Consider the following 24,931-nt stretch of genomic DNA (forward strand, 5'->3'; position numbering starts at 1 on the left):
ACATGCAAAGGTCGCTCGAGCCCGCCTTACATGGCCCCTGGCGAGACCTTTGCATGTCCGGGTACGGACCTCTGCTCGATTCCTCAGTCAGCCACGCCTCGTAATGCCGCCACCAGTTCGTCCAGCCACCGCCCGACGTTGAGCCGCGCCTCGTCGGTGTCGGGGTAGCGGCACCGCAGGTGCAGGCCGGACGCGTCGAGCACGAACCAGATCATCACCCCGTCGGTGACGATCCGTGCGCCCACGTACTGCGCCTCCAGGGCATGGGAGTCGACCTTGACCGGCAGGCGACGCAGGTCGAGCCACGAGATCGCGAACATCCCCGGCGCCGACGGCATCCCGCCCCACGGCGCGAGCACGTCGGCCAACGGGTACGACCCCAGACGGACGGCCTCCTTCACCGCCGCAGCAGCAGCGTGCGGGGTGACGTCGTCGACGTGCAGCACCGAGTTGGTGATGAACCAGCCCACCGCGTCGTGCCACTGCGCGTCGTAGCGGCTGTGCACCGGGAAGACCGCCCGCAACGGTTCGTCGGCCAGGTCGCGGGTGACCGTCGCCATCGTCGCGACCACCAGGGCCAGCGTCGAGACGCCCGCGCGCACCGCGGCCTCGCCCAGCGCAACCGAGGAGGAGACGTCGAGGACGTCGCGGACCTCGACGCGTTCGGGGGTGGGGACGTCGACGTCGCCCAGCGGGAGCGGGAAGCGCGGCATCACGCCACCGCCGTCGGTGATGATCTCGGCCCACCGTTGCCGCACGTCCTCGGGTGCGGTGGGGCGGTCCAGCAGTGCGCGGGTGTGCTCGGCGAACTCCGAGACCGCGGGCAGCGCGTCGTGCAGGTCCTCGCCGGCCCGGGCCGCGGGCAGCACCGCGAGCAGGTCGCGGACGATGACGAGCATCGACCACATGTCGGTGTGGGAGTGGTCGGCCCCGACGACGACGGTGGGTCCGTCGGCGGTCTCCAGCACGCAGAGCCGGTGCGAGGGCGCGGCGTAGGGGCGGCACGCCTCGTCGAGGACGTCGCGCAGGGCTTCGTTGACGGCCTGGCCGGCCTCGATCCGGTGCTCGCGCCACGCTCCGGCGCTCACCTCCACAGCCCGCAACGACGGCACCCCGCCGGACGCTGCCGGCGGGGAGAAGACGGTGCGCAGCGTGCCGTGACGCTGCACGACGGCGAGCCAGGCCGCGGCCAGGTGTTCGCGGTCGACGGGCTCGGGCAGCCGGAACGACAGCGCCATCCACGACCCGGGTCGGTCCCCGGCCCCGACGTGGCGTCCTTGGTCGAACGAGACCGGCCGCCAGGGTTCGGCGTCGTCGGGCAGGTCGGTGACGGTGACGTCGTAGCCGTACAGGCGCCCGAAGGGCAGTCTCAGATGTGCCACGTTGGTCAGCCGCATGGCGGCTAGCGTAGGGCCCTCCCACCCGGCTGAGGAGCGAAAGAGATGACACGTTCTGCGGCGGTTTTCCGTGTTCCCGGGGCCGTGCTCGACACCGAACTGAGCGACGAGGGCGGCCACCCCGTCGTGCAGTTGCACGGCCTGACGTCGTCGCGGCTGCGCGACCGGTTGCTGGCCCTCGACCTGGGCCGGGGGCTCTCCGGCACGCGGCTGCTGCGCTACGACGCGCGCGGTCACGGTCGTTCGACCGGCCGCACGGTGCCGCAGGACTACGTTTGGTCGAACCTCGCCGAGGATCTTCTCGCCCTTCTCGACCACTTCTTCCCCGGGGAGAAGGTGCACGGCGTCGGCCCCTCGATGGGCTGCGCGACGCTGCTGCACGCCGCGGTGAAGGACCCCGAACGGTTCTCCGGCCTGACGCTGATGGTCCCGCCCACCGCGTGGGAGACGCGGGTGGCGAAGGCCGGGATCTACCGCGCCCAGGCCGACCTCGTCGAACGCGAAGGGCTCGCGGGCTTCCTGGACGCCGGACGCGCGGCCGCACCGGTCCCGGCGCAGGCGGCGGCCCCGGCGACGATCCCGCAGATCGACCCCGACCTGATGCCGTCGGTGCTGCGCGGTGCTGCCCTGGCCAACTTCCCCGAGCGTGACGACGTCGCGAAGATCGACGTCCCGTCGACGATCCTGGCGTGGACCGACGACCCCGCCCACCCGCTCTCCACCGCGGAGGCGTTGGTGCAGTTGATGCCCGACGCGACCCTGCGGGTGGCGGCCACCCCGACGCAGTTGCGGCAGTGGCCGCAGGTGTTGGCCCGCGACGTCGCTGCCTCCGCCTCCCGCGTCACCGCTCACCTCTGAAGGCAGCGGGACGTCATGGGAATCGTGGGCCAGAGGCCCCGATTTCGATGACGTCCGCGGGGGACCAGAACGGGGGTGGCGGGCCTGGTCCGTACCACTGGTGTGCCCCGTAGATTGGGGGTCGTGAACGTGACTGGAAACGTGACTGGTGAACGCAAGGTCCCCGGCGGCAAGCTCGTCCGTGTGGACGGCCGGGTCGAGGACGGACGTCTGCACGACGTCGTCGTCTCCGGAGACTTCTTCCTGGAGCCCGACGAGGCCCTCGACGACATCCGGGCCTCGCTCGAAGGCCTCGACGTCAACACCACCTTCGAGGGTGTGACGGCGAAGGTCGAGGAGGCCCGCGGTGACGCGGTGATGTTCGGCTTCGCGCCCAAGGACGTCGCCCTGACCGTCTTCCGTGCGCTGGGCCGGGCGACCACGTGGGACGACCACGACTTCGAGCTCGTCGACGCCGGCCCGCTGGAGCCGCTGATGCAGATGGCTGTCGACGAGGTGCTGGCCCGCCAGGTCGCCGAGGGTCGTCGCAAGCCGGCCCTGCGGATCTGGGACTGGGCGTCGTCGGCGGTCATCATCGGCTCGTACCAGTCGGTGAAGAACGAGGTCGACCTGGAGGCTGCGGCCGAGCACGGCATCTCCGTCGTGCGTCGTGTCTCCGGCGGCGGCGCGATGTTCGTCGAACCCGGCAACACGATCACGTACTCGATCTACGCCCCGACGACGCTGGTCGCGGGCCAGAGCTTCGCGGAGTCGTACAAGTTCCTCGACGGCTGGGTGCTGCGTGCTCTGCGCGGCCTGGGTGTCGACGCCGACTACGTCTCCCTCAACGACATCGCCTCGCCTGCCGGCAAGATCGGTGGCGCGGCACAGAAGCGGTTCGCCCAGGGTGCGGTCCTGCACCACGTCACCGCCGCCTACGACATCGACGCCGACAAGATGACCGAGGTGCTCCGCATCGGTCGCGAGAAGCTGTCCGACAAGGGCACCAAGAGCGCCAAGAAGCGCGTCGACCCGATGCGTTCGCAGACCGGTCTGGAGCGTGCCGAGGTCGTGGAGGCGCTGATCGCGGAGTTCCGCGACTCCTACGGCCTCACCACCGTCGGTCTCGATGACGCCACGCGCGCCGAGGCCGAGGCGCTGGTGGAGTCGAAGTTCGCCACCGACGAGTGGCTGTACCGCATCCCGTGAGCCCGGGCGGGTGCTCGCCGTTGACCCCGGAGTGGGTCAGCGGCGAGCGTTCTCGCTGCTGACCCGCGCCAACGGGGGCCGGAACCTGACCGGGGACGCGGGCTGGTCCGCGCAGGCACGGGACAGGTAGGAGAGGACCGCGCGGCGTTCGGCCGCGTCGGTGAACTCCGGCAGGCTCTCCACGACGTGCGTGTGGTGCAGGGCACGCACGGCGTCGACGAGGCGCACTCCGTCGTCGGTGAGATGGACGTGCACACCGCGGGCGTCGTGGGCGACCGGGTGTCGTTCGACGAGACCGCGGAACTCGAGACGACGCACGACGTTGGTGGTGGCGCCACTGCTGTAGAGGATCGCGCCGCTGAGCTGCTGCATCCGCATGCCGTCGGGGGCGTCGGCGAGGTGGCGCAGGATCTCGTACTGCGAGCCGGTGATCTCGTGCTCGGAGCGGAGCCACGACTCGAACTTCTTCATCCGTACCGACTGGATCTGCAGAATCGCGAGCCACACGTCGAGGCGGGCCTGGGTGTCGTTCACTCGTCCCATTGTGAATGCCGTCCTGAGATATTGCCCTCTCGCCGGGACCGTTCATCCCCGATGGCGTTGTGACGCTGTGATGCACGGGGATTGCCAATTCGGCAGACGATTACATACCTTTAGTTAAAGCCTTCCGTGAGCTCGAACGGCGGTACTCCGAGTGCCGTCGTTTCGTCTGTCTCCGGATCGGTAGCAGCTGTCCTCTTGGCGGAGGGCGCAGTTGCAGGAGGGTCCACGGTCTGGGGAGGTCGTGGGCCTTCCGTCGTTTTCCGGACGGCCCCTGTCGCGGCTCGTCCGCACTCCGACCACAACCGACCAAACGGTCGGTAAGGTCGGTCGCATGGCCACCGACACCCCCCAGCCGACGTCCGCCGCACGCGCGGGCCGTCGCGAATGGGCCGCCCTCGGCGTGCTCGTCCTCGTCGTCACGCTCCTCGCGATCGACGGCACGGTCCTGTACCTCGCGGTCCCCTCGCTCACCGAGGACCTCGGCCCCACAGCCACCCAGATCCTCTGGATCGGTGACGTGTACGCCTTCGTCCTCGCGGGCCTGCTGATCACGATGGGCAACCTCGCTGACCGGATCGGACGCAAGCGGCTCCTGCTGACCGGCACCGTCGGATTCGGCGTCGCCTCCACCCTCGCTGCGTTCGCCCCGAACGCCGAGACCCTGATCGCGGCCCGGGCCCTGCTCGGCCTGGCCGGCGCGACCCTGATGCCCTCGACGCTCTCCATCGTCCGGTCCATGTTCACCGACCCCGGCGAACGCGCCCGCGCGATCGCGGTCTGGTCGGTCGGCGCGACTGCCGGCGGCGCGCTCGGGCCACTGGTGGGCGGCTTCCTGCTCGGTCACTTCTGGTGGGGTTCGGTCTTCCTGATCAACATCCCCGTCATGGTCGTGGCGTTGGTCGCGGGCTGGTTCCTGCTCCCGGAGTCGAAGGGTGACGCCCCCGCCCGCGTCGACTGGACCTCCTCGGCACTGTCGATCCTCGCGATCGTGCCGCTCGTCTTCGCGATCAAGCACTCCATCTCCCACGGCGTCGACTCCGTCGCCCTCGGAGCGCTCGCCCTCGGTCTGATCGCTGGGTACGTCTTCGTCCGACGCCAGTTGACGCTCGACGTCCCCCTGCTCGACGTCTCTCTCTTCAGGGTGCCCGCCTTCGCCGGAGCCCTGGGCGCCAACGTCCTGGCGATCTTCGGCTTCCTGGGCCTGCTGTTCTTCTTCTCCCAGTACCTGCAGATGGTGCGCGGCTACAGCCCACTGCGTGCCGGCATCGCCGAGATGCCCGCGATGGTCTCCTCGATGGTCGTGGTGCTGCTGATCGGTTGGTTCCTGGCCCGGTTCGGCGCCGGACGCTCGATCGGGATCGGGCTGATGACAGCCGCCCTCGGACTCGCCGTCGTCGCCGCGACCGGAGCCGCCGACACCTACTGGGGTCTCGGCGTCGGCCTGGCTGTCGTCGGGCTCGGTGTCGGGATCGCGATGACGCTCTCCACCGACGCCGTCGTCGGAGCCGTCCCCGCCCAGCGTGCCGGAGCAGCGTCGGCGGTCGCCGAGACCGGGTACGAGCTCGGTGGCGCGCTCGGCATCGCGATCCTGGGCTCGCTCAACGGGCTGATCTACCGCCACTCCCTGACCCTGCCCGACGGCGTCGCCCCCGCTGACCGGGAAGCGGCTGAGCACTCGTTGGCCGAGACCGTCTACGCCGTCACCGACACCCGGGTCGTGTCCGCTGCCCAGGACGCCTTCGAGACCGCCATGCAGGACACCGCCTGGATCGCCGCGGCGATCCTCGTGGTCGCGGCCGTCGTGGCGTGGAAGGTGATCCCGTCGCCGAAGGTCGTCTCGGGGGAGAGCAGTCATGTCGAGCACTGAGCCGAGCGCTGGTGCAGGACCGCGCAGCCGCGACGCTGCACGGACCCGCGCCGCCGTCCTCGACGCTGCCGAACGGCTGATGAACCAGCAGGGCACCCGGGTCTCGCTGGCGCTCGTCGCGCGGGAGGCCGGAGTCACCAAGAGCGGTCTGCTCCACCACTTCGGCTCCCGGGAGGAGCTGCTGGTCGGGGTGGCCCGCCACGTCCTGGCGCGGACCTGGGCCGAGGTCGCTGCCTGCGCCGACTCTGACGACACCGCACCCGGTGCCTTCACTCGTGCCTACGTGCGCGCCTTCACAGGCGACAGCGCCTACCTCGAGGACCTCATGAGCGCGACCGGTCTGCTGGCCCGATTCGGCACCGAGCAGGGCATGGAGCACGTCTTCGGACTCGATCCTGAGGATCCCGCACGGTGGAACGCCGCCTTCGCTGCCGACGGCCTGCCGCTGGCTCGGGTCTGGGCGGTGCGGTACGCCGTCGAGGGGCTGTCGGTGAGCCGGGGAACGCCCTACCTCACCGACGAACAGCTCGAAGCGACCCGCGCGGAACTCATCGCGCTGACCTACTGACGCTCTGACGCCCCCGTCGCAGGGCGGGTCACTCCTTGAGCGCGGCCATCTGCTCCCGGTGCCACGCGGCGAAGGCATGGTGCTCGACGAGGATCGCCAGCTCGCGGTCGACCTCAGGCCCGATGTGGTGACCCATTCCGGGGATATCCTCCAGTGTCGAGCCGGGGATCGCATCGTGGGTGGCGCGGCCACCGCTGGGGGCGACCATCGGGTCCCGATCGCCGTGCACGACGAGCGTGGGTGCGGTGATCCTGCCGAGTGATGCGGTGCGGTCACCGGAGGCCTGGATCGCGGAGATCTGCCGTTGGGTCGCGGCCGAGTTGCCGAGCCCGGCCCCACGGCGCCAGTTCCGCAGCGCCACCACGACCTCCTGTTCGACGTCGGGCCGGAACGCCCAGCCAGCCAGGTGCTGGGTCATCCCCAGATGTGCCGCGACGTGCTCCATCTCGTTCCGTGGGGCCCGGCGGGCCAGTCGTAGCAGGGTCGAGCGGGCCGGCTGGCCCACCTTCGGGTTGCCGGTGGTGGAGAAGATCGACGTCAGCGACAGCACCCGGAACGGGTGGGTCGAGGCGACGGTCTGGCTGATCATCCCGCCCATCGACATCCCCACCAGGTGCACCTGGTCGAGGTCCAGGTGGTCGAGGAGCCCGACGACGTCCTCGGCCATGTCTTCGATCGTGTAGGCACCCTGCGGCGGACGGGCCCGGAGCAGTTGCAACTTCGTGGCGCGCTGTTGCTCCTCCAAGTGCGTGGAGCGTCCCGCGTCGCGGTTGTCGAGGGTGATGACGCGCAGCCCGCCCTCGGCCAGCCGGTCCAGGAATCCACGCGGCCAGAACGACTGCTCCAACGAGAGCCCGCCCACCAGCACCACCGGCACGGGGTGCGGCGTGACGCCTGGACGGGGAGGGAGGTCGCGGAAGCAGATCCGGATTCCGCTGGGGAGGTCCGCGAACTGGTCGAGGTGGGCGCCGAGGTCGATGCCGAGGGCGCCGGCGGAACCGGACTGGACGGGGCAGGCCTGGGTCATGCCTTCCATTCCTGCCGCATCCGCGCGGGCGCCGTCAAGGCCTGCGAACGCGAGACCCCCCGCCGGCGTGGGCCGGAGGGGGGTCTCCCTGATGCGTGTCACCCGTCGGGTGCAGGAGGGGTCAGGCGTCGGTGGACGCTGCGCCGTGCTCCGCGTGGCGGTAGGGGAGCAGCATCGCGGCGATGATCGCGACCACGCTGATGCCGAGCGACACCGCGAAGGCGGTGACGTAGGCGTCCTCGGTGGGCAGCACCAGCACGTCACCGGTGGGCAGCTGGATGGGAGGCAGGGTCTCGGCGGCGATGATCGCGGTGACGATCGTCGTACCGATCGAGCCACCGACCGAACGCAGGGTGGCGTTCACACCGTTCGCGATCGAGGTCTGGTCGGCCGGGACGGAGTTGTTGAGCAGGGTCGGCATCGAACCCAGGGAGAGACCCAGGCCCAGGCCCATCAGGCCGGAGGCGATGTAGAAGTCGATGTGGTCGCCGTGGAAGGAGATCAGCACGACGTAGGTGATCGCCACGACGGTGGTGCCCAGGACGAGCGGCCACTTGGGGCCGACCTTCTTGATCAGCGCCGAGACCAGTGCGGCCGCGACCAGGGTGCCCAGGGTGAGGGGCAGCAGGGTGACGGCGCCGCCGAGGGCGTCGACACCGAAGCCGTAGCCGGCCATCTGCTCGGGGGTCTGGACGAACTGCAGGATCAGGACGAACGCACCGAACATGCCGGCACCCAGGATCAGGGCGGTCAGGTTGGTGAAGAGCACGACGGGGTTCTTCATCGTGGACATGTCGACCAGCGGCTGCTTGACCTTCTGCTCGACGAAGAACCAGGCGGTGAGCAGCACGACGGCGGCGACGAAGAGGCCGATCACGCGCGCCGAGTCCCAGCCCCACTCGGGGCCACGGTTGATGCCCAGGACCAGGGAGACCAGACCGAGCGACATGGTCAGCAGGCCGGGGACGTCGAGGTGGAACGCAGTGCGCACGTGCGGTGCGAGGTGGATCTGGGTGTACGCACCCAGGAAGCCGATCGCGGTGACGGCGGCGGCGAGCCAGAACATGTGCTGACCCGAGACGTCGGCCTTCATCAGCAGGCCCGAGATCAGCAGGCCGGCGCCGGCGCCGACACCGGAGAGGGCGGAGAGCAGCGCGACCGAGGACGGCACCTTGGCGGGCGGGAAGACCTCACGCACGACGCCGATCGCCAGCGGCATCACGGCCATGCCGGTGCCCTGCAGGACGCGGCCGACCAGGGCGATGCCCAGGCCGGGGGCGGTGGCGACGAGCACCGAGCCGAGCGTCGTCAGGGCCAGCACGGTGAGCAGGGTGCGCTTGCGGCCCAGGGCGTCACCCAGGGAGCCGAAGAGGGGGGTGAAGACGGCGGCGGCCAGCAGGTTGGCCGTGATCAGCCAGGACGCGTCGGCGGTGGTGATGCCGAGGTCGGAGGCGAGCTGGTTGAGGCTCGGCATGACCATCGTCTGCATCACGATGATGGCGAAGGTCGAGAGCGACAGGATGCCGAGCACGGCGCCCGGGTTGGAGCGGCGTGCGGAGGCCGCCGTGGTCTGGGAGGACAAAGAGTTCTTCTCCGGTACTAGTCAAGTAATCAAGTGATTACTTGTCACCGTAGATCTGTGGAATCGTGTAAGTCAACAACTGACTACTTGCGGCGGAGTTCTGCCACGCCGCACTGGTGTCCGGACCACGTCGACCGCCTAGGATCGCCTCGACCCGGACGCCCTCAGGAAGGACGCCAACGTGGCCGACCCGACGCACACCAGCTCACCGCGAGAGATCCTCGACGAGTTGATGGACTCCCTGCCCGACGCACCGACCGGTGGGACCAAGCCCCAGACGGTCGTCTCCGCGACCCTGGGTGACGCGGCCGCGCCGAAGCGTCGTCGTGACGCCGCGAAGACCCGCGCCGACCTCCTCGACGCAGCCCGTCGACTGGTCGCCGAGCACGGCAGCCACGGCGTCTCCACCCGGATGGTCGCCAACGCCGCGGGCGTCAACCAGGCCTTGGTCTACCGCTACTTCGGCTCCAAGGAAGCGCTGCTCAGCGAGACCGTCATGGACGAGGCGCCGCCGTTCTCCGAGGTCTTCGCCGACCACGACCTCGACGACCTGCCGCACGCGATCGCCCGACGTCTGGCCGAGAAGTCGGCCGGGAACGACCTCGGCAAGCTCGCGCTCGTGCTCGCGGCCAGCAACGACGAGTCGATCCGCGCCGAGGTGCGGGCCGGGCTGGAGGAGAAGTTCGGCGTCGGCCTGGGCGGCCTCCTCGCCGGACCCGATGCCGCGCTGCGTGCCGAACTGGTCGCGGCCGCCGCGTTCGGGATCGGGTTCATGCGGGTCAAGCTCGGCACCTCTGCGCTCGCCGCCGCCGACGTCGACACCCTCACCGAGCATGTCGCCGCGATGCTGGCGCCGCTGATGCGGACCGCCGAGGACTGAGCAGGGGGCCCAGCGCGGCCGCTGTGGTCGCGACGCCGGCGACCGCCGTGGTCGCGAGGGGGGGGCTGGCCGTGCGCCAGAGCGCTGACCAGCATCGAGGCCAGCAGGTTCCCGGAGATCACCGACAGTCCCAGGGTCAGGGAGTCGAGTGAGCCTGCGAGCAGCGCGCAGAGCGTCACGAAGGAGGCGCCCAGTGCGCCGCCGACGAGGAGCAGGGGTTCCGTCGCCGGATTGGAAGGCATGGTGCCTGTCGGCCTCCCCAGGGTTGCGCACAGTGTCAGGAGGGCGGCGCTGCCGAGCGCGAAGGTGAGGAGAGCTGCGCCCAGTGGGCCAGCTGTCGTGGAGACGTGCCCGTTGGCGGCCTGCTGCAGGGCCAGTCCTGCTCCTGTCGCAGCTGCCGCGAGTGTCAGTGCCGCGGTGGCGCCGGTGGTGACGCCGGGGTCCCCGCCTGCGCCGTGCAGGGTGGTGGCGAGGGTGGCGCCCAGCAGCGTGACGGCGACCGCCAGACGAGTGGCGGAGAGTGGGGTGCGCCCCGTGGGCCCCAGTCCGCGGATGTCGACGGCCAGGGAGCCCCATGTCTGGCCGGTCACGACTGCCGTCGTGAAGTGGGCGATCCCCAGAGTGGGGGCCACCGTGCACTGGGTGACCACATAGAGGGTGCCCAGTGATGCTCCGGCCACGGCGACGTGTCCGAGCTGTCGCCGGTGCCACAGGTGGGCCAGGCCTCGGGTGCGACGGCGCACCCGGGGCGAGCACGCCAGCAGGGCCAGCAGGCAGGCCAGCCCCGTGGTCATGCTCGTCGAGGCAGCTCGCAGCCGTGCTGCTGGGTCGCCGCCCAGGGCGTGGGCCAGGCCGGCGTTGCTCCACGACTGCGCAGCGAGCAGGGCCCCCGCCCCGAATCCGGCCAGGATGCCGCCGACATGCGCGGGCGGAGGGCCCGGGGGTGGATGTGAGGCGGGGGTGTCATGGTTCATGCGCGCCGGGGCATGAGGTCCGCCACGGACGCCCAGTCCTGGTCGGCGTGCCCGGCTGCGAGGGCGCGCGCGAAGACGTCACCCAGCACCTCGCCCAGAGGCAGGTCGATCCCGAGGGAGCTTGCCGTGTCGAGGGCAAGGTGCACGTCCTTGGCGCCGAGCGTGGTGGTGAATCCGGCGGGCAGGTAGGAGCGGCTCGCGATCATCGATCCGTAGCCGGAGTACACGGGCCCGGGGAAGAGGGTCGAGGTCAGGAGGTCCACGAGCTGCTGGGGGTCGAGGCCGGCTGACTCGCCGACGGCGACTGCCTCGGACAGGGCCTGGATCGCGGAGGCGACGAGGTAGTTGCCGAGGATCTTGGAGACGTTGGCGACGGCGGGGTCGTCGCCCATGCGCCACGTGCGGTTGCCGATCACGGCGAAGTACGGCTCCAGTGCGGTGAGCGCGGTCCGGGATCCGGCTGCCATGACGGTCAGTGCCCCAGCCTCCGCGACGGGCACTCGCCCGAAGACCGGAGCGCTGACGTACTCGAGGCCGTGGTCCCGGTGTGCTCTGGCGGCGCGTGCCGCGAGTTCAGGGCTGACCGTGGCGAGGTTGGCGTGGATCGCCCCCGGGGTGGCTGAGGCAAGGGCCCCGGAGTCGAGGAAGAGGTCGGCGACGGCGGCGTCGTCGGAGAGCACCGAGAGAACGACGGGGGTCGCGAGTGCGTCGGCCAGTGTGGCGGCAGGGGTGGCGCCGAGGGCCTCCAGTGCGGCGACGGGCCCGGGGGAGCGGTTCCAGACCACGACGTCGTGCCCTGCTTCGACCAGGTTGCGCGCGATCGCACGCCCCATGGCTCCGAGACCGATCACTGCCAGGTGTCCCATGAGACCCTCCGAACTATTGAACCGTTCAAGACGGTTCACATGGTGCCACGTCCGTCGTCGCCAGGGTGAACCGGCTAGGATGGTTCATGTGGAGCGAGGGGAGACGTCGATGGACGCAACGAAGGTGTTCAGGCTCGAGAACGACGTGCTGGCCTTCCGGTTCACGGCCACGCTCAGTGACCGTGCAGGGGAGAGCCCGCGGGAACGTCTCGTCGACCCGGCCCACCTCGAACTCTGGTTCCGTGTCGCGGGGCTGGACGTCGTCGGCCTCGACGCCGCGGATCTCCGGTCGGCGGTAGACTTCCGCGAGGTGGTGCACCGCGTGGGCTCCGCCTTCGCGACCGGACTCACGCCTGCGGTGACGGACCTGGCAGCTCTCAACCGCGTCGCTGCGGGCGGCCGCGCCACCCTGGTGCTCGACGAGAAGGGGTGCGCTGCCTGGAGCCTCGAGAACTCCTCCCTCGCGGACGCTCTCTCGGTCATTGCCCAGGATGCGATCCGAGTTCTCGGAGCGTGCGACACCGTACCGGTGCGCCTGTGCGAGGGGCCTGGCTGCGCAGGCCTGTTCGTCGACGGCAGTCGCGGGCGCAACCGGCGCTGGTGCTCCATGAACACCTGCGGCAACCGCATCAAGAAGGCGCGACTCGCTGCGAAGTGAGGAGGGGCTGCCTGACCCCTCGCGCGCGACGCGATCCCTTGGCAGTGTGGGCCTCTCCGGCCCGGCACACCCGAGGAGTCCCATGCGTCGCAGTCCGCGTCGAGTCCTGGCTCGCAGCACCGTCCCCACCCGCGTCGCACGCCCGGTCGGTCCGACCGACCACGTCGACGTCCTCGTGGTGGGGGCCGGGATCTCCGGCATCGGTGCCGCGTGGCACCTGCTGACCGAGACCCGGCGCAGCTTCGCGGTCGTCGAGGCCCGCCACGAGATCGGCGGCACCTGGGACCTCTTCCGTTACCCGGGCGTGCGCAGCGACTCCGACCTCTACACCTTCGGCTTCGACTTCCGGCCCTGGGAGGACGACGACGCGATCGCGTCGGGGGAGAAGATCCGCGACTACCTGCACGCGACGGTGGCCGACGAAGGTCTGCGCCCGTTCATGCAGTTCCACTCCCGCGTCGTGCGGGCCGAGTGGTCGACGCCGGATGCCCGATGGACCGTCACCGTCGAGGACTCCCGCACCGGTGAGGTCCGCGTCCAGACCGCCGGATGGATCTTCGCCGGGACCGGCTACTACCGCTACGAGGAGGGCTTCACCCCCAACTTCACCGGATTGGACGCGTTCACCGGTCAGGTGATCCACCCCCAGCACTGGCCCGAGGACGTCACCGCGGAGTCGTTGGCGGGCAAGAAGGTGCTGGTGATCGGCTCCGGCGCCACCGCCGTCACCCTCGTCCCCGCGCTCGCCGACGGCGGCGCCGAGGTGACGATGCTGCAGCGCACCCCCACGTACGTGATGCCGCTCCCGGCCCGCGACGGTTTCGGGGTCGCGGCCAAGAAGTTGCTCGGCGTCGAACGCGGCACCGTCGTGACCAGGTACAAGTCGGCGCTGGTGCAGCGGCTCTCGTGGGCGGCGTGCCGACGCTGGCCCGCCCAGGCGAAGAAGGCGATCCGGGCTGCACAGCGCAAGGTCGCCGGCGACGACGTCGTGCTCTCGCCGCACTTCGACCCGCCCTACGACCCGTGGGACCAGCGGCTCTGCGTCGCCCCCGACGGCGACTTCTTCACGACGCTGCGCGAGGGCCGCGCGCGCGTCGTCACCGACGAGGTGGACGCGTTCACCCGCACCGGCGTCCGGACCAAGGGCGGCGAGCACCTGGAGGCCGACGTCGTCGTCACCGCCACCGGGTTCACGGTGCAGCCGTTCGGGGCGATCGAGACGCTCGTGGACGGGGAGAAGTTCGAGCTCACCGACCACGTCGCCTACCGCGGTCTGATGCTCGACGGCCTGCCCAACTTCGCGTTCTCGATCGGGTACACGAATGCGTCGTGGACGTTGAAGGTCGGCCTGCTGTGCGACTACTTCGTCGACCTGCTGCGTCACATGGAGGTCGGTGGGTTCGACTGGGTGCGCCCCGACCTGCCTGCCGACGACGGTCCCGACGCGGTGGGGCGCCGTCCGTTGCTCGACTTCGGGGCCGGGTACGTCCAGCGTTCCCTCGACGCACTGCCGTCCCAGGGGGACCGGGCGCCGTGGCTGATGACGATGAACTGGTTCGCCGACCGGCGTCTGCTGCGCCGGGGTGACGTCGACGACAGCAACCTGACCTTCGGCCGTCGGGCCTCGGGCGGGCAGGTCTGACGCACCTACGATGGAGAACCCTCGGGCCTCGGCCCGTGTCCCCGCCATCCCCCCTCAAGAGGAGACATCGATGTACTTCATCGTCGTGAAGTTCCCGGTCAAGCCCGAGTTCGCTGACGCCTGGCCCGAGATCTCGCGCCCGTTCACCGAGGCGACCCGCGCCGAGGCCGGCAACCTGTGGTTCGAGTGGTCCCGCTCGGTCGAGGACCCCAACACCTACGTCCTGGTGGAGGGCTTCACCGAGGACGGCGCCGGTCCGCACGTGAACTCGGAGCACTTCAAGCAGATGCAGGCCGACTTCCCGCAGTACCTCACCGCCACCCCGCTGATCGTCTCGCGTCAGGTCGAGGGCGACGCGTGGGGCGAGATGGGCGAGCTCCAGGTCTGAGTACCCCCTGAACCACGCGAACCCCACCGGTTCGGGCTGCGAAACAACCGTTTCGACAGCCCAAACCGGTGGGGTTCGGCGCTTGGAGGGAGGCGTCAGGCCGAGATCAGGCCGAAGTGTTCGGGGAACTCGCCCACGACCTGCGGCATCTCCGAGATCGGCACCGAACCGCCCTTGCGGTAGAGCCAGCGGGTCTTCACCGTCGCGATCGCGTACGTCTTCTCGCCCACCATGAACTTCTGCTCCACCAGCATGTTCTTGCCGTCGTGGCCGATCATGCGGGTGTGGACCTCGAACTTCTGGAACGGCTTGAGGGACGTGAGGTACTTGATGTCCTGGCTCGCGACGACGCCGTACCAGCCGGCGTCCATTGCCTTCTTCCAGGCGCCGGAGCGGACCATCATGTCGATCCGGGCGATGTCCAACAGCGTCAGGTAACGGCCGTTGTTCATGTGCATGTTGATGTCGAGATCGTTCGGCAGCACCCGGAACGGGGTGCGGGCGACGTCCCAGATGGAGATCTCGGGACGACGACGACCGAACGTGAACAGGTGGAGCAGGCGCGCGTAGAGGTTCATGGGTCCTTCGATGGAGCTGGGGGGAAGAAGGACGTGGCCTGTCCCGTCACGGGGATGACGGTCAGCGGGCCGGTGCCACGTCCGGACCCATCGAGGTTACTCACGCGTAGGAATGCCTCAGGGCCCCGGGATTTCCGGGGGCCCTGAGGATGTGAGGCGGGCGACTTTCCGCCCGTTCCGCTGCGCGTGAGGCTTCAGTCGACCCAGACGTCGGACGTCGCGATCGCGGCCAGCTGCTCACCGGTCAACGGCGGCGTGGCCCGCGTCGTCGTGGTCGCGTCGAACTTCGGCCCGGCGGTGTTGGAGATCGAGACCAGCACCTCGACGCCGTCGGCGCGCTGGTAGGTGGCCCCGTTCCAGACGCCGATCTCGTCGGGCGTGCCGTCGTCGGCCCCGTCGTAGACCTCGAGCCTACCCTCGTCGGTCTCGCTGCAGCCGGCGCCGCAGGCGCCGGACTCGTTGAGCCATGCGCCGTAGACGAAGCCGGGCATCTGGGTGCCGAGGTAGAGGTCGACGAAGGCCTGGCCGTGCCCGTCGTCGACCACGGCACCGACGCGCGGACCTGCGCCCTGCGCGGCCGGAGCCGCGCTGACGGTGGCGTCGGGAGCGAGCGCCTGCAGTTGGTCGATCAGTTCGGCCTGCATGCCGGCGATGTCGAGGGCGAGGGTGCCCAGCGGGACGTCCTGAGTGGGGGCGGGGTCAGGTGCGCCGTCCTCCACCCAGCGGTCGCTGGTGGCGAGGGCGGCGAGGGCGGCGTCGTCGAGCACGGGGGCATCACCGATCACCGGTGCCGGCCAGACGGCGACCTCGGTGTTGGACGCGGTGGCCACCACCCGGATCCCGTCGGGACGGACGAAGGTGGCCGTGTGGGACACGATCGAGGTCCCGGAGTAGTCGCCGACGCTGGTCGCCAGGGTGCCGCCCGCGACCGAGGTGCAGGTCGACTCTCCGTTGATCGGGTCGCAGACGCTCGTGCTGACCTCCTCCATCGTTCCGTCGGAGGGCCAGAGTTGGATCTCGACGTTTCCGCCCTGCCCGTCCTCGTTCACCTCGACCACTGCGATCCGGCCAACCCGGTTGTAGCCCGCGAACGGTTCACGGACGGTGATGTCCGCGCCGGGCCGCAGTTCCTGCACGGCGTCGACCAGTTCAGGGGCGAGGGTGTCGGAGGTGAACGCGATCCGCTGCGGACCGCTCAGGGCGGCGGCCTGGCTGGCAGGGGCGGCGACGGAGGGCGCCTGGCCCTCGTCCCCACCCAGCTGCCCGACGCCCACCCAGGCCAGCGGGGCGACGACCGCGACGACTGCGAGCGAGCCGACGGTGCGCACGGCGACGGAGCGGCGGCGCAGGCTGCGGCCGCGGGTGGTGGCGCCGGCCACCACGCGGTGGACGGCGAAGTCGGGTGCGGCGTCGTTGCTGGCGTCGCGGAACAGGGTGTGGAGCTCTTCGTCGGTCTTCACGTCATCTCCCCAGTGCGTGAACGGCGACCGGTGCGGCCGCGTGAACGGATGTGGTGGTCGTGCGGGTGCTGGCCTGACTGCGGGGCTGCTGATCACCCATGAGGTCGCGGAGTTTCTTCAACGCCCGCAGTGACCGGGTACGGACGGCCTGCTCACTGAGCCCGAGGGCGTCAGCGGTGTCGGCCACCGAGGTGTCCTCGAGGTGCCGCAGCACCAGGACGGCCCGGTCGAGTTTCGGCAACCGACCCAACGCCGCGACCAGGTCGAGGCGCAGGTCGGTGTCGCTGCCCGCCGCGACCACGTCGGGCATCTCGTCGGTGGGCCGTTCGGTGCTGCGACGCAGGCGACGGGTGCTGATGAAGGTGCGGGTCAGCGTCGTGCGGGCGTAGGCGACCGGGTGTTCCAGCCGCTTGCGTCCCCACACGACGTAGACCTTCGCCAGCGTCTCCTGCACGAGGTCCTCAGCCTCGTGGTGGTTGCCGCACAACAGGTACGCGGCACGCAGCAGGGTGGGCGTGCGCAGATGGGCGAACTCGCGGAACGCGTCCTCGTCCTTCACTGCCCCTCCTCTCGTCGTACCGGGGCGGGTGCCCCGGTACTGGGTGAACGCGTCGGGGGAGACGTCACGTTGCACCCGAAAAATCTTCCGGGCCTGCGGCCCGGTCGCACCCCACCGGTTTGGGTCGTGAATCGCTCGATTTCACGACCCAAACCGGTGGGGTCTGCGGGGACGGTCAGTGCCACCACACCGGGTTCTGGGCGATCTCGGTGAGCTGCTCGACGTCCAGGAGCGGCTCACCGGTCGTGGCCCGAAGCGTGACGCTCACCCGACCACCGGTGATCCGCACCCAGTCCACGCGGATGCTGCGTCCCTTCTCCGTGACGCGCAGGGCGCCGTCCGGAGTCCTGCCCCACGCGGGGTCAGCACCGTCGGCGGCCAGGAAACGCTCCCAGTTCCACGACGCCTTGGCCTCGGTGAGGTTCACCGCCAGGGTCGACGTCCGACCGTCCCCGGTGAGCACGGTGCTGAACGTCTGCTTCGACGTCACGGGTGACTGCGACGCCAACGGTGTGGGCACGGCTGGCACCTGCGCATCCGGTGTCGGAGCAGGGACGGGAGCGAGCGTGACGCCGTCGGGGCCCATCACCTCCAGCATCGTGGTGAGGTCGCGGAGCCCGTCCGAGGTGGCGATGAGGTCCCGTTCCTCGTCGGTGCCGTCCGGGTCGGAGGTCGGCAGCCCCGGCAGCTCCGGTGGCACCGGGACGCTGTCGGGCACAGTGCTCGGCTCCGGCGAGGGCACAGGAGCCGGTGCCGTCGTGGGGACGGGAGTGGGTGCTTTCGGGGGGACGGAAGTGGGCACGGGCTCCGTCGTGGGCTCGGCTGTGGGCGTGGGCTCAGTCGTGGGGACGAACTCCGTCACCCTGCTCGGTGCAGGTTCGGCGCGGGTCGTGTCGTCGCGTCCGGTGGCGTCATCCGTGCCGGTGACGAGGAGCGTCATCGGCACGACGACGGAGGCCACCGCCAACGGCAGTGCCACGCGCAGTGCGGTGCGTCGTCGCCGCAGGGTCCGGCCGCGGGCAGCGGAACCGGCGACGATGGCATCCACCGACGGGCCCAGTCCGGCGGTCAGGGCCCGGAATGCGGCGCGGACGTCCACGTCATCGGTGTCCGTGGCGTCGCTGTGGTTGCTGGGTGCCTCGTGCTGCGTCATCGGGTTCCTCCCCGGGCAATCGGTGCCACGTCGTCGACGCCGGCGGACAGGACGGTGCGGAGGCGGGCCAACGCGCGACTGCTGCGCGTGCGCACGGCCTGCTCGGAGAGCTTGAGCGCCTGGGCGGTGTCGCGCACCGAGGCGTCGTCGAGGTACCGCATCACCACCACTGCTCGATCGACAGGAGCCAGCGCCCGCAGTTCGTCCATGAGGTCCATCAACGCGGCCGTGTCGCTGCCGACGGTGGCGGTCTCGGGCAACCACTCGGTGGGACGTTCGGTGCTGCTGGCCTTGCGTCGGCTGCTGATGAACGTCCGGGTCAGGACCGTCCGGGCGTACGCGGCCGGGTTGTCGACGCCGCGCCGACCCCACGCCACGTACACCTTGGCCAGGGTCTCCTGGACCAGGTCCTCGGCCTCGTGGTGGTTGCCGCACAGCAGGAACGCTGCGCGGTGCAGGGGCGGGGTGCGTGCCTGCGCGAACTCGCGGAACGCGGCTTCGTCGACCATCACCTCTCCTCTCTCTCGCCTACAACCGGAGAAGGACGCGGCGGGAGGACGAAACGTGTCGCGTCATTCTCGGCTCTGTGCGGGGCGGGGAGCGGGGAAGCGGGAAGAAGTGACACAGTGCGCCTCACTCGTCGGAAGGGACGTCATGACGCAAGCAGTGGTGGTGGGCAGCGGCCCCAACGGGCTGGCGGCCGCGATCACGCTGGCTCGCGCAGGCGTGCAGGTCACGGTGCTGGAGGCCGAGGACGTGCCCGGTGGCGGCGCGCGCACCAGTGAGCACACGGTGCCCGGTCTGCTGCACGACGACTGCTCCGCGTTCCATCCCACGGGGGTGATCTCGCCGTTCTTCGCCGGTCTGGACCTGCACGAGCACGGACTGCAGTGGCTCTGGCCCGAGATCGACCTCGCCCACCCCCTGCCCGACGGCCGGGCCGCGCTGCTCTCGCGCGACATGGACGTCACCGTCGCTTCCCTCGACGTCGACGGGGATCGCTGGCGTCGGGTCTTCGCGCCGCTCGCCGCCGACGTCGACGCCTTGCTCGACGACGTCTTCCGTCCGCTGCTGCACGTCCCGTCGCACCCGCTCAGGCTCGCCCGGTTCGGTGCGTTCTCCGTGCTCCCGGCCACGGTCGCGGCGCGACTCTTCCGCGACGAGCCGGCCCGGGCGTTGCTCACCGGCGTCGCCGCGCACCTCTTCGGACGCCTCGACGTCCCGTTGACGGCTTCGGTGGGGATGCTGCTGGCCTCGGCCGGGCACCGTGCCGGATGGCCGGTCGCCCAGGGCGGTTCGGGGGCGATCGCTGCAGCGTTGGTGAGCGTGCTGGAGTCGTACGGCGGGCAGGTCCGCACCGGCGTCCGCGTCGCTGACATGGCGCAGGTGCGTGAGGTGTACGGCCGCGACCCCGACGTCCTGATGCTGGATCTCGCTCCCGAAGGGGTGCTGCGTCTGGTCGGCGACACGATGCCGCTGCGGGTGCGCCGCGCCTACCAGCGGTTCCGTTACGGCCCGGCGGCGTTCAAGGTCGACTTCGCGGTGCGCGGGCACGTCCCGTGGACCAACCCCGACGTTCGACGGGCCGGCACCGTCCACCTGGGCGGCACCGCGCGGCAGGTCGCCGCTGCGGAGGCCGCGATCGCCCGCGGGGAGATGCCGCAGGAGCCGTTCGTCCTGGTCGGGCAGCAGTACCTCGCCGACCCCTCGCGTTCGGTCGGGGACCTGCACCCGGTGTGGGCCTACGCCCACGTCCCGCACGGCTGGACCGGAGACGCGACCGCAGTGATCACCGCCCAGATCGAGAAGTACGCCCCCGGGTTCACCGGTCAGGTCGAGGCGTCGTTCTCCCGGGACGTGGCCGCGATGACGGCCCACAACGCCAACTACGTCGGCGGCGACATCAGTGCGGGTGCGAACACTCCGTGGCAGATCGTGGCGCGTCCGCGGGCGGCGCTCGACCCCTACCGGGTGGGGCCGGGGACGTGGATCTGCTCCTCGTCGACGCCGCCCGGTGGTGGGGTGCACGGGATGTGTGGCCACAACGCGGCGTTGAGTGTCCTGAGCGCCTGAGTTCCTGGGGGATCGTGACTTCGCGGTGACGTGAGGGCCGTCGCATCGGGGTGATTCGGGGTGCTGAGCGGCACGTTCAGGGGCCAGAATGGTCACACCCGATCAGGTGTGCGCGCCAGTGTGACCGGCGTCGCTCTCCGTAGAGTGAGAACAGCACGTGTAAATCTTTCAATCGTCCTACGATGTGGGTGTTCGAGCGCCCCCGCACCCCGGTGGGACGCCTGTAATTCGTCGTTCTCGACGTCTTCCGCCGAACCGATCGCGGCCACCGCCGCGTCACTGCGTGCATCGCACCGCAGACACGGGGGAGCCGGATCCACACCACGGACCGGCCCACCCCGTGTCGACCCGCGCCCGGACGTCCTGCCCAGGACCGACCGGCCTCACGGTGTGCGTCGTGACGAACGGACTCTCCCCCCGATCGGGTGACCCAGATCTCCGGTGACCCTTCTCTCCCGCTCACGGGGTGCCGCTGCAGCCATCTGTGAATCTACGATTCAACAATGTCTGCGCATGACGACGTCATGACCCGGAACTGCCCCCCTGTCGACCGGTCGCGGACATGATTTCCCCCGAGCTCAGAGGAACAGCAATGACTGTCGACGTCCCGTCCGGCCGCGCCACGGGAGATCTCCCCTCGCCCCTCATTGCCACTCGGAAGGGTTCCGCGCTGCATCTGCAGCTTGACCGCCCCACGAGCCTCAACGCTCTCAACCACGCGATGGTGAAGGCGTTGCGCGCTTCGATCGCAGCCGCCCAGGAGATGGAGGGCATCGCGACGATCGTGCTCTCCGGCAACGGCGACCGAGCCTTCTCCGCCGGCGGTGACCTGAAGCCCCTGCGCGAGGACGCCCTCGGTGACGGTACCTACGCGATGCCGTTCTGGGCTGACCTCTACGGCACCGTCGCCGACATCTCCGCCTCCGAGATCCCCGTGGTCTCCCTCTTTGACGGCATCGTCTTCGGCGGTGGCCTCGGCCTCGCCGGCAACTGCCAGGTCCGCGTCGCCACCGAGCGCTGCGTCGCCGCCATGCCCGAGACCCGCATCGGCTTCTACCCCGACACCGGCGGCCTCTCCCTGCTTGCCGGACTCGCCGGCGAGACCGGCACCTACCTGGGCACCTGCGCCCAGTCCGTCGGTGCCGCCGACGCCCTCGCCGTCGGTCTCGTCGACCACTTCGTGTGGCACAGCGACCTGCCCGCCTTCACCGAAGCGATCGGAGTCCTCGGGCTGGAGGAGGCCCTCGCTGCGTTCGCCTCCGAGCCCACCGACGAGCCCGCCCTGCCGGCCGCCTGGGTCGACGAGTGCTTCGCGGGTGACGACGCCGCCGAGATCCTGGAGCGCCTGCGCGGCCACGAGCACCCCGACGCCGTCGAGGCTGCCGAACTGTTCGCCTCGCGTTCGCCCGCCGCGGTCGCCGTCACCCTCAAGGGGCTGCGCACCGTCGCCGACCTGACGTTGGTCGAGGACCTCGAGCTGGAGCTCCGCATCACCGACGCCCTGCGTCGCAGCGACGACTTCGTCGAGGGCGTCCGCGCTCGCGTCGTCGACAAGGACCGCGACCCCAGCTGGGTCCACACCCACGTCTCCGAGGTCGACCCCGCGTGGGTCGAGTCGATCGTCAGTTGAGCTCAACTCCGGAGCTGGTCGGCTGACCTCAGCCAGCCGTACGGGAGCGGCGCGCGGCCGGAACCATGGCCGCCGCCGCGACCAGCGACAGCATCCCGAAGAGGACCAGGAAGCGACCGTCGTCGAGCCAGGCCGCGATCAGCGGCGAGAACGCTCGCGCGGTCGCGACCGGGACGGCCAGCACCGCCAGCACCGAGGCGAACTGCAGTGTCCCGAAGGTGTCGGCCAGCACCACCGGGCGGGCGATCACGCCGATCCCCGATCCCACGCCAGCAGCGCTCACGCAGAGCACCACCCAGATCGCCTGCGCGCCCACCTGGGAGAGCAGCAGCATTCCTGCGGCCTGCGCGACGAACGCCGCCACGCAGACCCTCGCCAGCACCGCGTTCGACCCCTGCAGGGCGAGCCGGGAGACCACCTGGGAGACGCCCACCACCACCGGCATCCAGGCGGCGAGCATCGCCGTCATCCCGGCGTCACGCAGGTGTGTGACCAGCAACGACATCAACGCCGTGGTCGCGGCCGTCTGAGCGGTGAAGGCGAACGTCACCAGCCAGAAGTCGCGTTCGCGCAGCACGGCACGCAGGCCGCCTCCGGTGCGCTGGGTGTTGCGTTCGCGGTGCAGTGACCTGCCCGGGACGGCCCACACGTGCCCGGGGGCGACGACGCAGAGCAATGCCACCCCCAGCGTCGCCACCGCGGTCCGCCAGTCCCACGACTGCTCGATCCACCCGAACAGCGGCGTCAGGCCGTAGGTGGCGATGCCGGCGACCATCGTCACCGCGACGATCGCCTTCTGTCGCGCCTGGGCGCCGACCGTCGCCACGATCACCGCGAACGCCGTGTCGTAGGTGCTCATCGCCTGCCCCAGGCCGATCGCCAGGAACGACGCATAGAGCACCCCGAGAGAGTCGGCCGACGCCCACCCGAACACTCCGCACGCCGCGATGAGCGCGCCGACCGTCATCGTCGTCCGCCCGCCGGAACGGTCCAGGAGTCGCCCCATCGGGAACGCTGCCGCTGCGCCGACCAGCGTCGAGAGTGTGCTCGCCACCGCGACCTGGGTGCGGTCGACGCCGAGGTCGGAGGCCATCGGGGCGAGCACCACCGGCATCACGGTGAAGAGAGCCAGGTAACCGAGGGTCTGGGTGACGAAGAACGTGCGGACGAGACGCCGGTCGACGCGCTCGTCGGGGGAGGACGGCATGTGCCGGATTCTTCCTGACGCCGATGCGGGGCTCCGGCGTGCCCCTGTCAGACGTCGGCGGGCTTCCCGGCGACCTCGGGGCGGGTGAACAGCGTCTCGAAGGCCCGCGAGTCCGCGTACTCCTCGAACCGGGCGATCTTCCCGTCCTGCAGCCGTGCGACCAGACAGACCGGGATCCGCACTGCGCCGCCGTGCTCGTTGGTGCCGACGGTGACGGCCTGGAAGACCCAGCCGCCGTCGAAGACCTCGACCTTGACGTCCTCGACCCGCAACGCCGAACCGGCGTCGTTGGCGCGGGTGCGGGACGGGGTCCGCTGCACCACCGACTCGGATTCGGTGGTGTTGTGCCACGTCACGACCTGACTGGTGCCGTCGGCGTCGAGGTACAGCTCGTCGGCGGCGCGGCGTCCCTCGAGGAAGGCCGGCAGCCACTGCGCGGCGACCTCGTGGGCGCGGGCGACGCCGTCGGCGGAGGGGAGGTGGATCTCGACGGGGGAGGGAGACGTCATGGCGACCATGGTGCCCGCACCTTCCGCGTGACGTCATCGGAATCGAGGCCCGGGGCCCTCGATTCCTATGACGTCCGCAGGGGTGGCAGGGGTTCGGGTTACGGTCGCGGGCATGGGGGACCCGACCCGGAAGGACCCATGGAGCTCTACGAAGCCATTGCCCGACGCCGCGACACCCGCGCCGAGTTCACCGGACGTCCCCTCGACGACGACGTCCTGACCCGCATCCTCACCGCGGCGCACATGGCGCCGAGTGTCGGGATGACGCAGCCGTGGTCGTTCACGCTCGTGCGCAACCCCGCCACTCTGGACGCCTTCCACGCCCACGTCATGGAGGAACGTCAGGTCTTCGCCGACGAACTCTCCGGTGAGCGCGCCGAGACGTTCGCCAAGATCAAGATCGAGGGCATCGTCGAGTCCGGCCTCGGGATCGTCGTCGGCTACGACCCCACCACCGCTGGTGAGCAGGTGCTCGGACGCCACGCGATCGCCGACGCCGGCCTCTACTCCGCGGTCCTCGCGATCCAGAACCTCTGGCTCGCCGCCACTGCCGAGGGTGTCGGGGTGGGCTGGGTCAGCTTCTACCGGGAACCGTTCCTGTCCGAGCTCGTCGGTCTGCCCGACCACGTCCGCCCGATCGCGTGGCTCTGCGTCGGCGAGGTCGAGAACCTGCCCGACGTGCCTGACCTGGAACGCTTCGGGTGGCGTGGGCGGTCGCCGCTCGAGACGGTCCTGCACACGGAGCGCTACGGCGCCTGACGCCTCACGGTGACGTCGGCGCCGGCCTTGCGCAGTGACGCCGCCAGCGCCTCGGCGGCCTGGGGCGTGAGGCCGGCGCCGGCGAGCACTTCGCTGCCGTCGGCACCGGCGACCTCCAGCTGCTCGGCGAACTGCGCGGGTGTGCGTTCCTCGGCAGGGTCGAGGCTGCGGTACTGACGCCACACCCAGGCGACGTCCGCGGGTGTGGGCCCGGGGGAGGTGATCACGACGCGGCTGTTCCCTGTCGGCGCGACCGGCGCCTGCCGTGGCTGCTGGGCGGGCGCCGAGGGCTCGGGTCCCGGTCCCGTCGCTGCCGTCGTTGCTGTCGTCGGGGACGCCTTCGCCGGGGTCCGGTCGCGTACCACCAGCAGGATCAGGATCGCCGCGAACGCAGCCCCGGCCCGGTAGACGGGATCGGCCGGAGTGAGGAGCGCGAAGGCCAGGAGCACGGCCGCCACTGCCACCACCGGGAGTGGTGGTCTGGTCATGAGTGGGTCAGGGGTCGGCGCGGTCATGGGCGTCCTCGAGGTTGGTCGGAGCGCCAGTGTGCCCGTTCACCGCGGCG

24 protein-coding genes and 1 pseudogene are annotated in these 24,931 nt (G+C 70.5%); 11 read left to right on the forward strand and 14 right to left on the reverse strand.

Annotated features, from left to right (window positions below; genetic code table 11):
• Window positions 1-83 precede the first annotated feature (83 nt).
• Entirely contained in the window at window positions 84-1,397 is a 1,314-nt protein-coding gene (locus tag EOV43_RS00335; RefSeq protein WP_128219169.1) for a condensation domain-containing protein, read from the reverse strand.
• Between the two features lie 45 nt (window positions 1,398-1,442).
• Between EOV43_RS00335 and EOV43_RS00340 the strand changes: the two genes are divergently transcribed.
• Together EOV43_RS00340 and EOV43_RS00345 are read left to right on the forward strand one after the other, a co-directional pair.
• Window positions 1,443-2,255 (forward strand): alpha/beta fold hydrolase, encoded by an 813-nt coding sequence (locus tag EOV43_RS00340; RefSeq protein WP_128219170.1) that lies wholly within the window; start codon window positions 1,443-1,445, stop codon window positions 2,253-2,255.
• Window positions 2,256-2,378: 123 nt separating this feature from the next.
• Window positions 2,379-3,443, forward strand: a complete 1,065-nt coding sequence (locus tag EOV43_RS00345; protein ID WP_239022157.1) for a lipoate-protein ligase small subunit — start codon at window positions 2,379-2,381, stop codon at window positions 3,441-3,443.
• 36 nt (window positions 3,444-3,479) lie between these two features.
• Here EOV43_RS00345 and EOV43_RS00350 read toward each other — a convergent pair whose 3' ends face one another.
• Entirely contained in the window at window positions 3,480-3,977 is a 498-nt protein-coding gene (locus EOV43_RS00350; RefSeq protein ID WP_164878749.1) for a MarR family winged helix-turn-helix transcriptional regulator, read from the reverse strand.
• A gap of 340 nt (window positions 3,978-4,317) precedes the next feature.
• On the opposite strand from EOV43_RS00350, the gene EOV43_RS00355 reads away from it, so the two are divergent.
• Together EOV43_RS00355 and EOV43_RS00360 are read left to right on the forward strand one after the other, a co-directional pair.
• Window positions 4,318-5,853 carry an MFS transporter gene (locus tag EOV43_RS00355; protein WP_128219172.1) on the forward strand — a complete coding sequence of 512 codons (1,536 nt, stop codon included), beginning with the start codon at window positions 4,318-4,320 and terminating at the stop codon, window positions 5,851-5,853.
• Window positions 5,840-6,421 carry a TetR/AcrR family transcriptional regulator gene (locus EOV43_RS00360; RefSeq protein ID WP_128219173.1) on the forward strand — a complete coding sequence of 194 codons (582 nt, stop codon included), beginning with the start codon at window positions 5,840-5,842 and terminating at the stop codon, window positions 6,419-6,421. The genes EOV43_RS00355 and EOV43_RS00360 overlap by 14 nt, the downstream gene beginning before the upstream one ends.
• A gap of 28 nt (window positions 6,422-6,449) precedes the next feature.
• On the opposite strand, the gene EOV43_RS00365 is transcribed toward EOV43_RS00360, so the two are convergent.
• Both EOV43_RS00365 and EOV43_RS00370 read right to left on the reverse strand, forming a co-directional pair.
• On the reverse strand, window positions 6,450-7,448 hold the full coding sequence (locus EOV43_RS00365; RefSeq protein ID WP_128219174.1) for an alpha/beta fold hydrolase: 999 nt from the start codon (window positions 7,446-7,448) through the stop codon (window positions 6,450-6,452).
• 121 nt (window positions 7,449-7,569) lie between these two features.
• Complete coding sequence (locus tag EOV43_RS00370) at window positions 7,570-9,030, reverse strand: MFS transporter (protein ID WP_128219175.1); 1,461 nt, start codon at window positions 9,028-9,030, stop codon at window positions 7,570-7,572.
• Window positions 9,031-9,211: 181 nt separating this feature from the next.
• Here EOV43_RS00370 and EOV43_RS00375 point away from each other — a divergent pair, with 181 nt between their 5' ends.
• Window positions 9,212-9,910: a TetR/AcrR family transcriptional regulator gene (locus tag EOV43_RS00375; RefSeq protein ID WP_164878750.1), complete on the forward strand. Its 699-nt coding sequence runs from the start codon at window positions 9,212-9,214 to the stop codon at window positions 9,908-9,910.
• A gap of 92 nt (window positions 9,911-10,002) precedes the next feature.
• Here the strand turns inward: EOV43_RS00375 and EOV43_RS15925 are convergent.
• Together EOV43_RS15925 and EOV43_RS00385 are read right to left on the reverse strand one after the other, a co-directional pair.
• Window positions 10,003-10,884: pseudogene (locus EOV43_RS15925) on the reverse strand (DMT family transporter); the annotation flags it as partial.
• Window positions 10,881-11,789, reverse strand: coding sequence for an NAD(P)-dependent oxidoreductase (locus EOV43_RS00385; protein WP_277745800.1), 909 nt, complete (start codon window positions 11,787-11,789; stop codon window positions 10,881-10,883). The pseudogene EOV43_RS15925 and the gene EOV43_RS00385, both read right to left, overlap by 4 nt.
• Before the next feature lie 70 nt (window positions 11,790-11,859).
• Here EOV43_RS00385 and EOV43_RS15615 point away from each other — a divergent pair, with 70 nt between their 5' ends.
• From EOV43_RS15615 to EOV43_RS00400, 3 genes are all read left to right on the forward strand, one after another.
• On the forward strand, window positions 11,860-12,408 hold the full coding sequence (locus EOV43_RS15615) for a CGNR zinc finger domain-containing protein (protein WP_128219177.1): 549 nt from the start codon (window positions 11,860-11,862) through the stop codon (window positions 12,406-12,408).
• An 82-nt stretch (window positions 12,409-12,490) separates the two neighbouring features.
• Window positions 12,491-14,050: a flavin-containing monooxygenase gene (locus EOV43_RS00395; RefSeq protein WP_128219178.1), complete on the forward strand. Its 1,560-nt coding sequence runs from the start codon at window positions 12,491-12,493 to the stop codon at window positions 14,048-14,050.
• A gap of 70 nt (window positions 14,051-14,120) precedes the next feature.
• Complete coding sequence (locus EOV43_RS00400; RefSeq protein WP_128219179.1) at window positions 14,121-14,438, forward strand: putative quinol monooxygenase; 318 nt, start codon at window positions 14,121-14,123, stop codon at window positions 14,436-14,438.
• A gap of 95 nt (window positions 14,439-14,533) precedes the next feature.
• Here EOV43_RS00400 and EOV43_RS00405 read toward each other — a convergent pair whose 3' ends face one another.
• From EOV43_RS00405 to EOV43_RS00425, 5 genes are all read right to left on the reverse strand, one after another.
• A complete protein-coding gene (locus tag EOV43_RS00405) occupies window positions 14,534-15,016 on the reverse strand; it encodes an acyl-CoA thioesterase (RefSeq protein ID WP_128219180.1) in 483 nt (160 codons plus the stop codon).
• Window positions 15,017-15,210: 194 nt separating this feature from the next.
• Window positions 15,211-16,476, reverse strand: a complete 1,266-nt coding sequence (locus EOV43_RS00410; protein ID WP_128219181.1) for a hypothetical protein — start codon at window positions 16,474-16,476, stop codon at window positions 15,211-15,213.
• 1 nt (window position 16,477) lies between these two features.
• Entirely contained in the window at window positions 16,478-17,035 is a 558-nt protein-coding gene (locus EOV43_RS00415) for a SigE family RNA polymerase sigma factor (RefSeq protein ID WP_128219182.1), read from the reverse strand.
• Between the two features lie 175 nt (window positions 17,036-17,210).
• Entirely contained in the window at window positions 17,211-18,188 is a 978-nt protein-coding gene (locus tag EOV43_RS00420) for a hypothetical protein (RefSeq protein WP_128219183.1), read from the reverse strand.
• Window positions 18,185-18,697, reverse strand: a complete 513-nt coding sequence (locus EOV43_RS00425) for a SigE family RNA polymerase sigma factor (protein WP_128219184.1) — start codon at window positions 18,695-18,697, stop codon at window positions 18,185-18,187. Before EOV43_RS00425 ends, EOV43_RS00420 begins: the two co-directional genes overlap by 4 nt.
• 145 nt (window positions 18,698-18,842) lie before the next feature.
• Between EOV43_RS00425 and EOV43_RS00430 the strand changes: the two genes are divergently transcribed.
• Window positions 18,843-20,261, forward strand: a complete 1,419-nt coding sequence (locus tag EOV43_RS00430; RefSeq protein WP_128219185.1) for a phytoene desaturase family protein — start codon at window positions 18,843-18,845, stop codon at window positions 20,259-20,261.
• 592 nt (window positions 20,262-20,853) lie between these two features.
• The gene (locus EOV43_RS00435; protein ID WP_164878751.1) at window positions 20,854-21,891 is read left to right on the forward strand and encodes an enoyl-CoA hydratase/isomerase family protein; all 1,038 of its coding nucleotides are present in this window, start codon (window positions 20,854-20,856) and stop codon (window positions 21,889-21,891) included.
• Window positions 21,892-21,919: 28 nt separating this feature from the next.
• Here EOV43_RS00435 and EOV43_RS00440 read toward each other — a convergent pair whose 3' ends face one another.
• Window positions 21,920-23,098: an MFS transporter gene (locus EOV43_RS00440; RefSeq protein WP_164878752.1), complete on the reverse strand. Its 1,179-nt coding sequence runs from the start codon at window positions 23,096-23,098 to the stop codon at window positions 21,920-21,922.
• Window positions 23,099-23,145: 47 nt separating this feature from the next.
• Window positions 23,146-23,607 (reverse strand): nuclear transport factor 2-like protein, encoded by a 462-nt coding sequence (locus tag EOV43_RS15255; RefSeq protein ID WP_164878753.1) that lies wholly within the window; start codon window positions 23,605-23,607, stop codon window positions 23,146-23,148.
• A 138-nt stretch (window positions 23,608-23,745) separates the two neighbouring features.
• On the opposite strand from EOV43_RS15255, the gene bluB reads away from it, so the two are divergent.
• Window positions 23,746-24,366, forward strand: coding sequence for a 5,6-dimethylbenzimidazole synthase (bluB, locus tag EOV43_RS00445; protein ID WP_128219188.1), 621 nt, complete (start codon window positions 23,746-23,748; stop codon window positions 24,364-24,366).
• Here bluB and EOV43_RS00450 read toward each other — a convergent pair.
• The gene (locus tag EOV43_RS00450) at window positions 24,354-24,881 is read right to left on the reverse strand and encodes a hypothetical protein (RefSeq protein WP_128219189.1); all 528 of its coding nucleotides are present in this window, start codon (window positions 24,879-24,881) and stop codon (window positions 24,354-24,356) included. The two genes, bluB and EOV43_RS00450, sit on opposite strands and share 13 nt — an antisense overlap.
• Window positions 24,882-24,931: the final 50 nt, after the last annotated feature.

This window comes from Nocardioides yefusunii (genome assembly GCF_004014875.1).
Classification (GTDB): domain Bacteria; phylum Actinomycetota; class Actinomycetes; order Propionibacteriales; family Nocardioidaceae; genus Nocardioides; species Nocardioides yefusunii.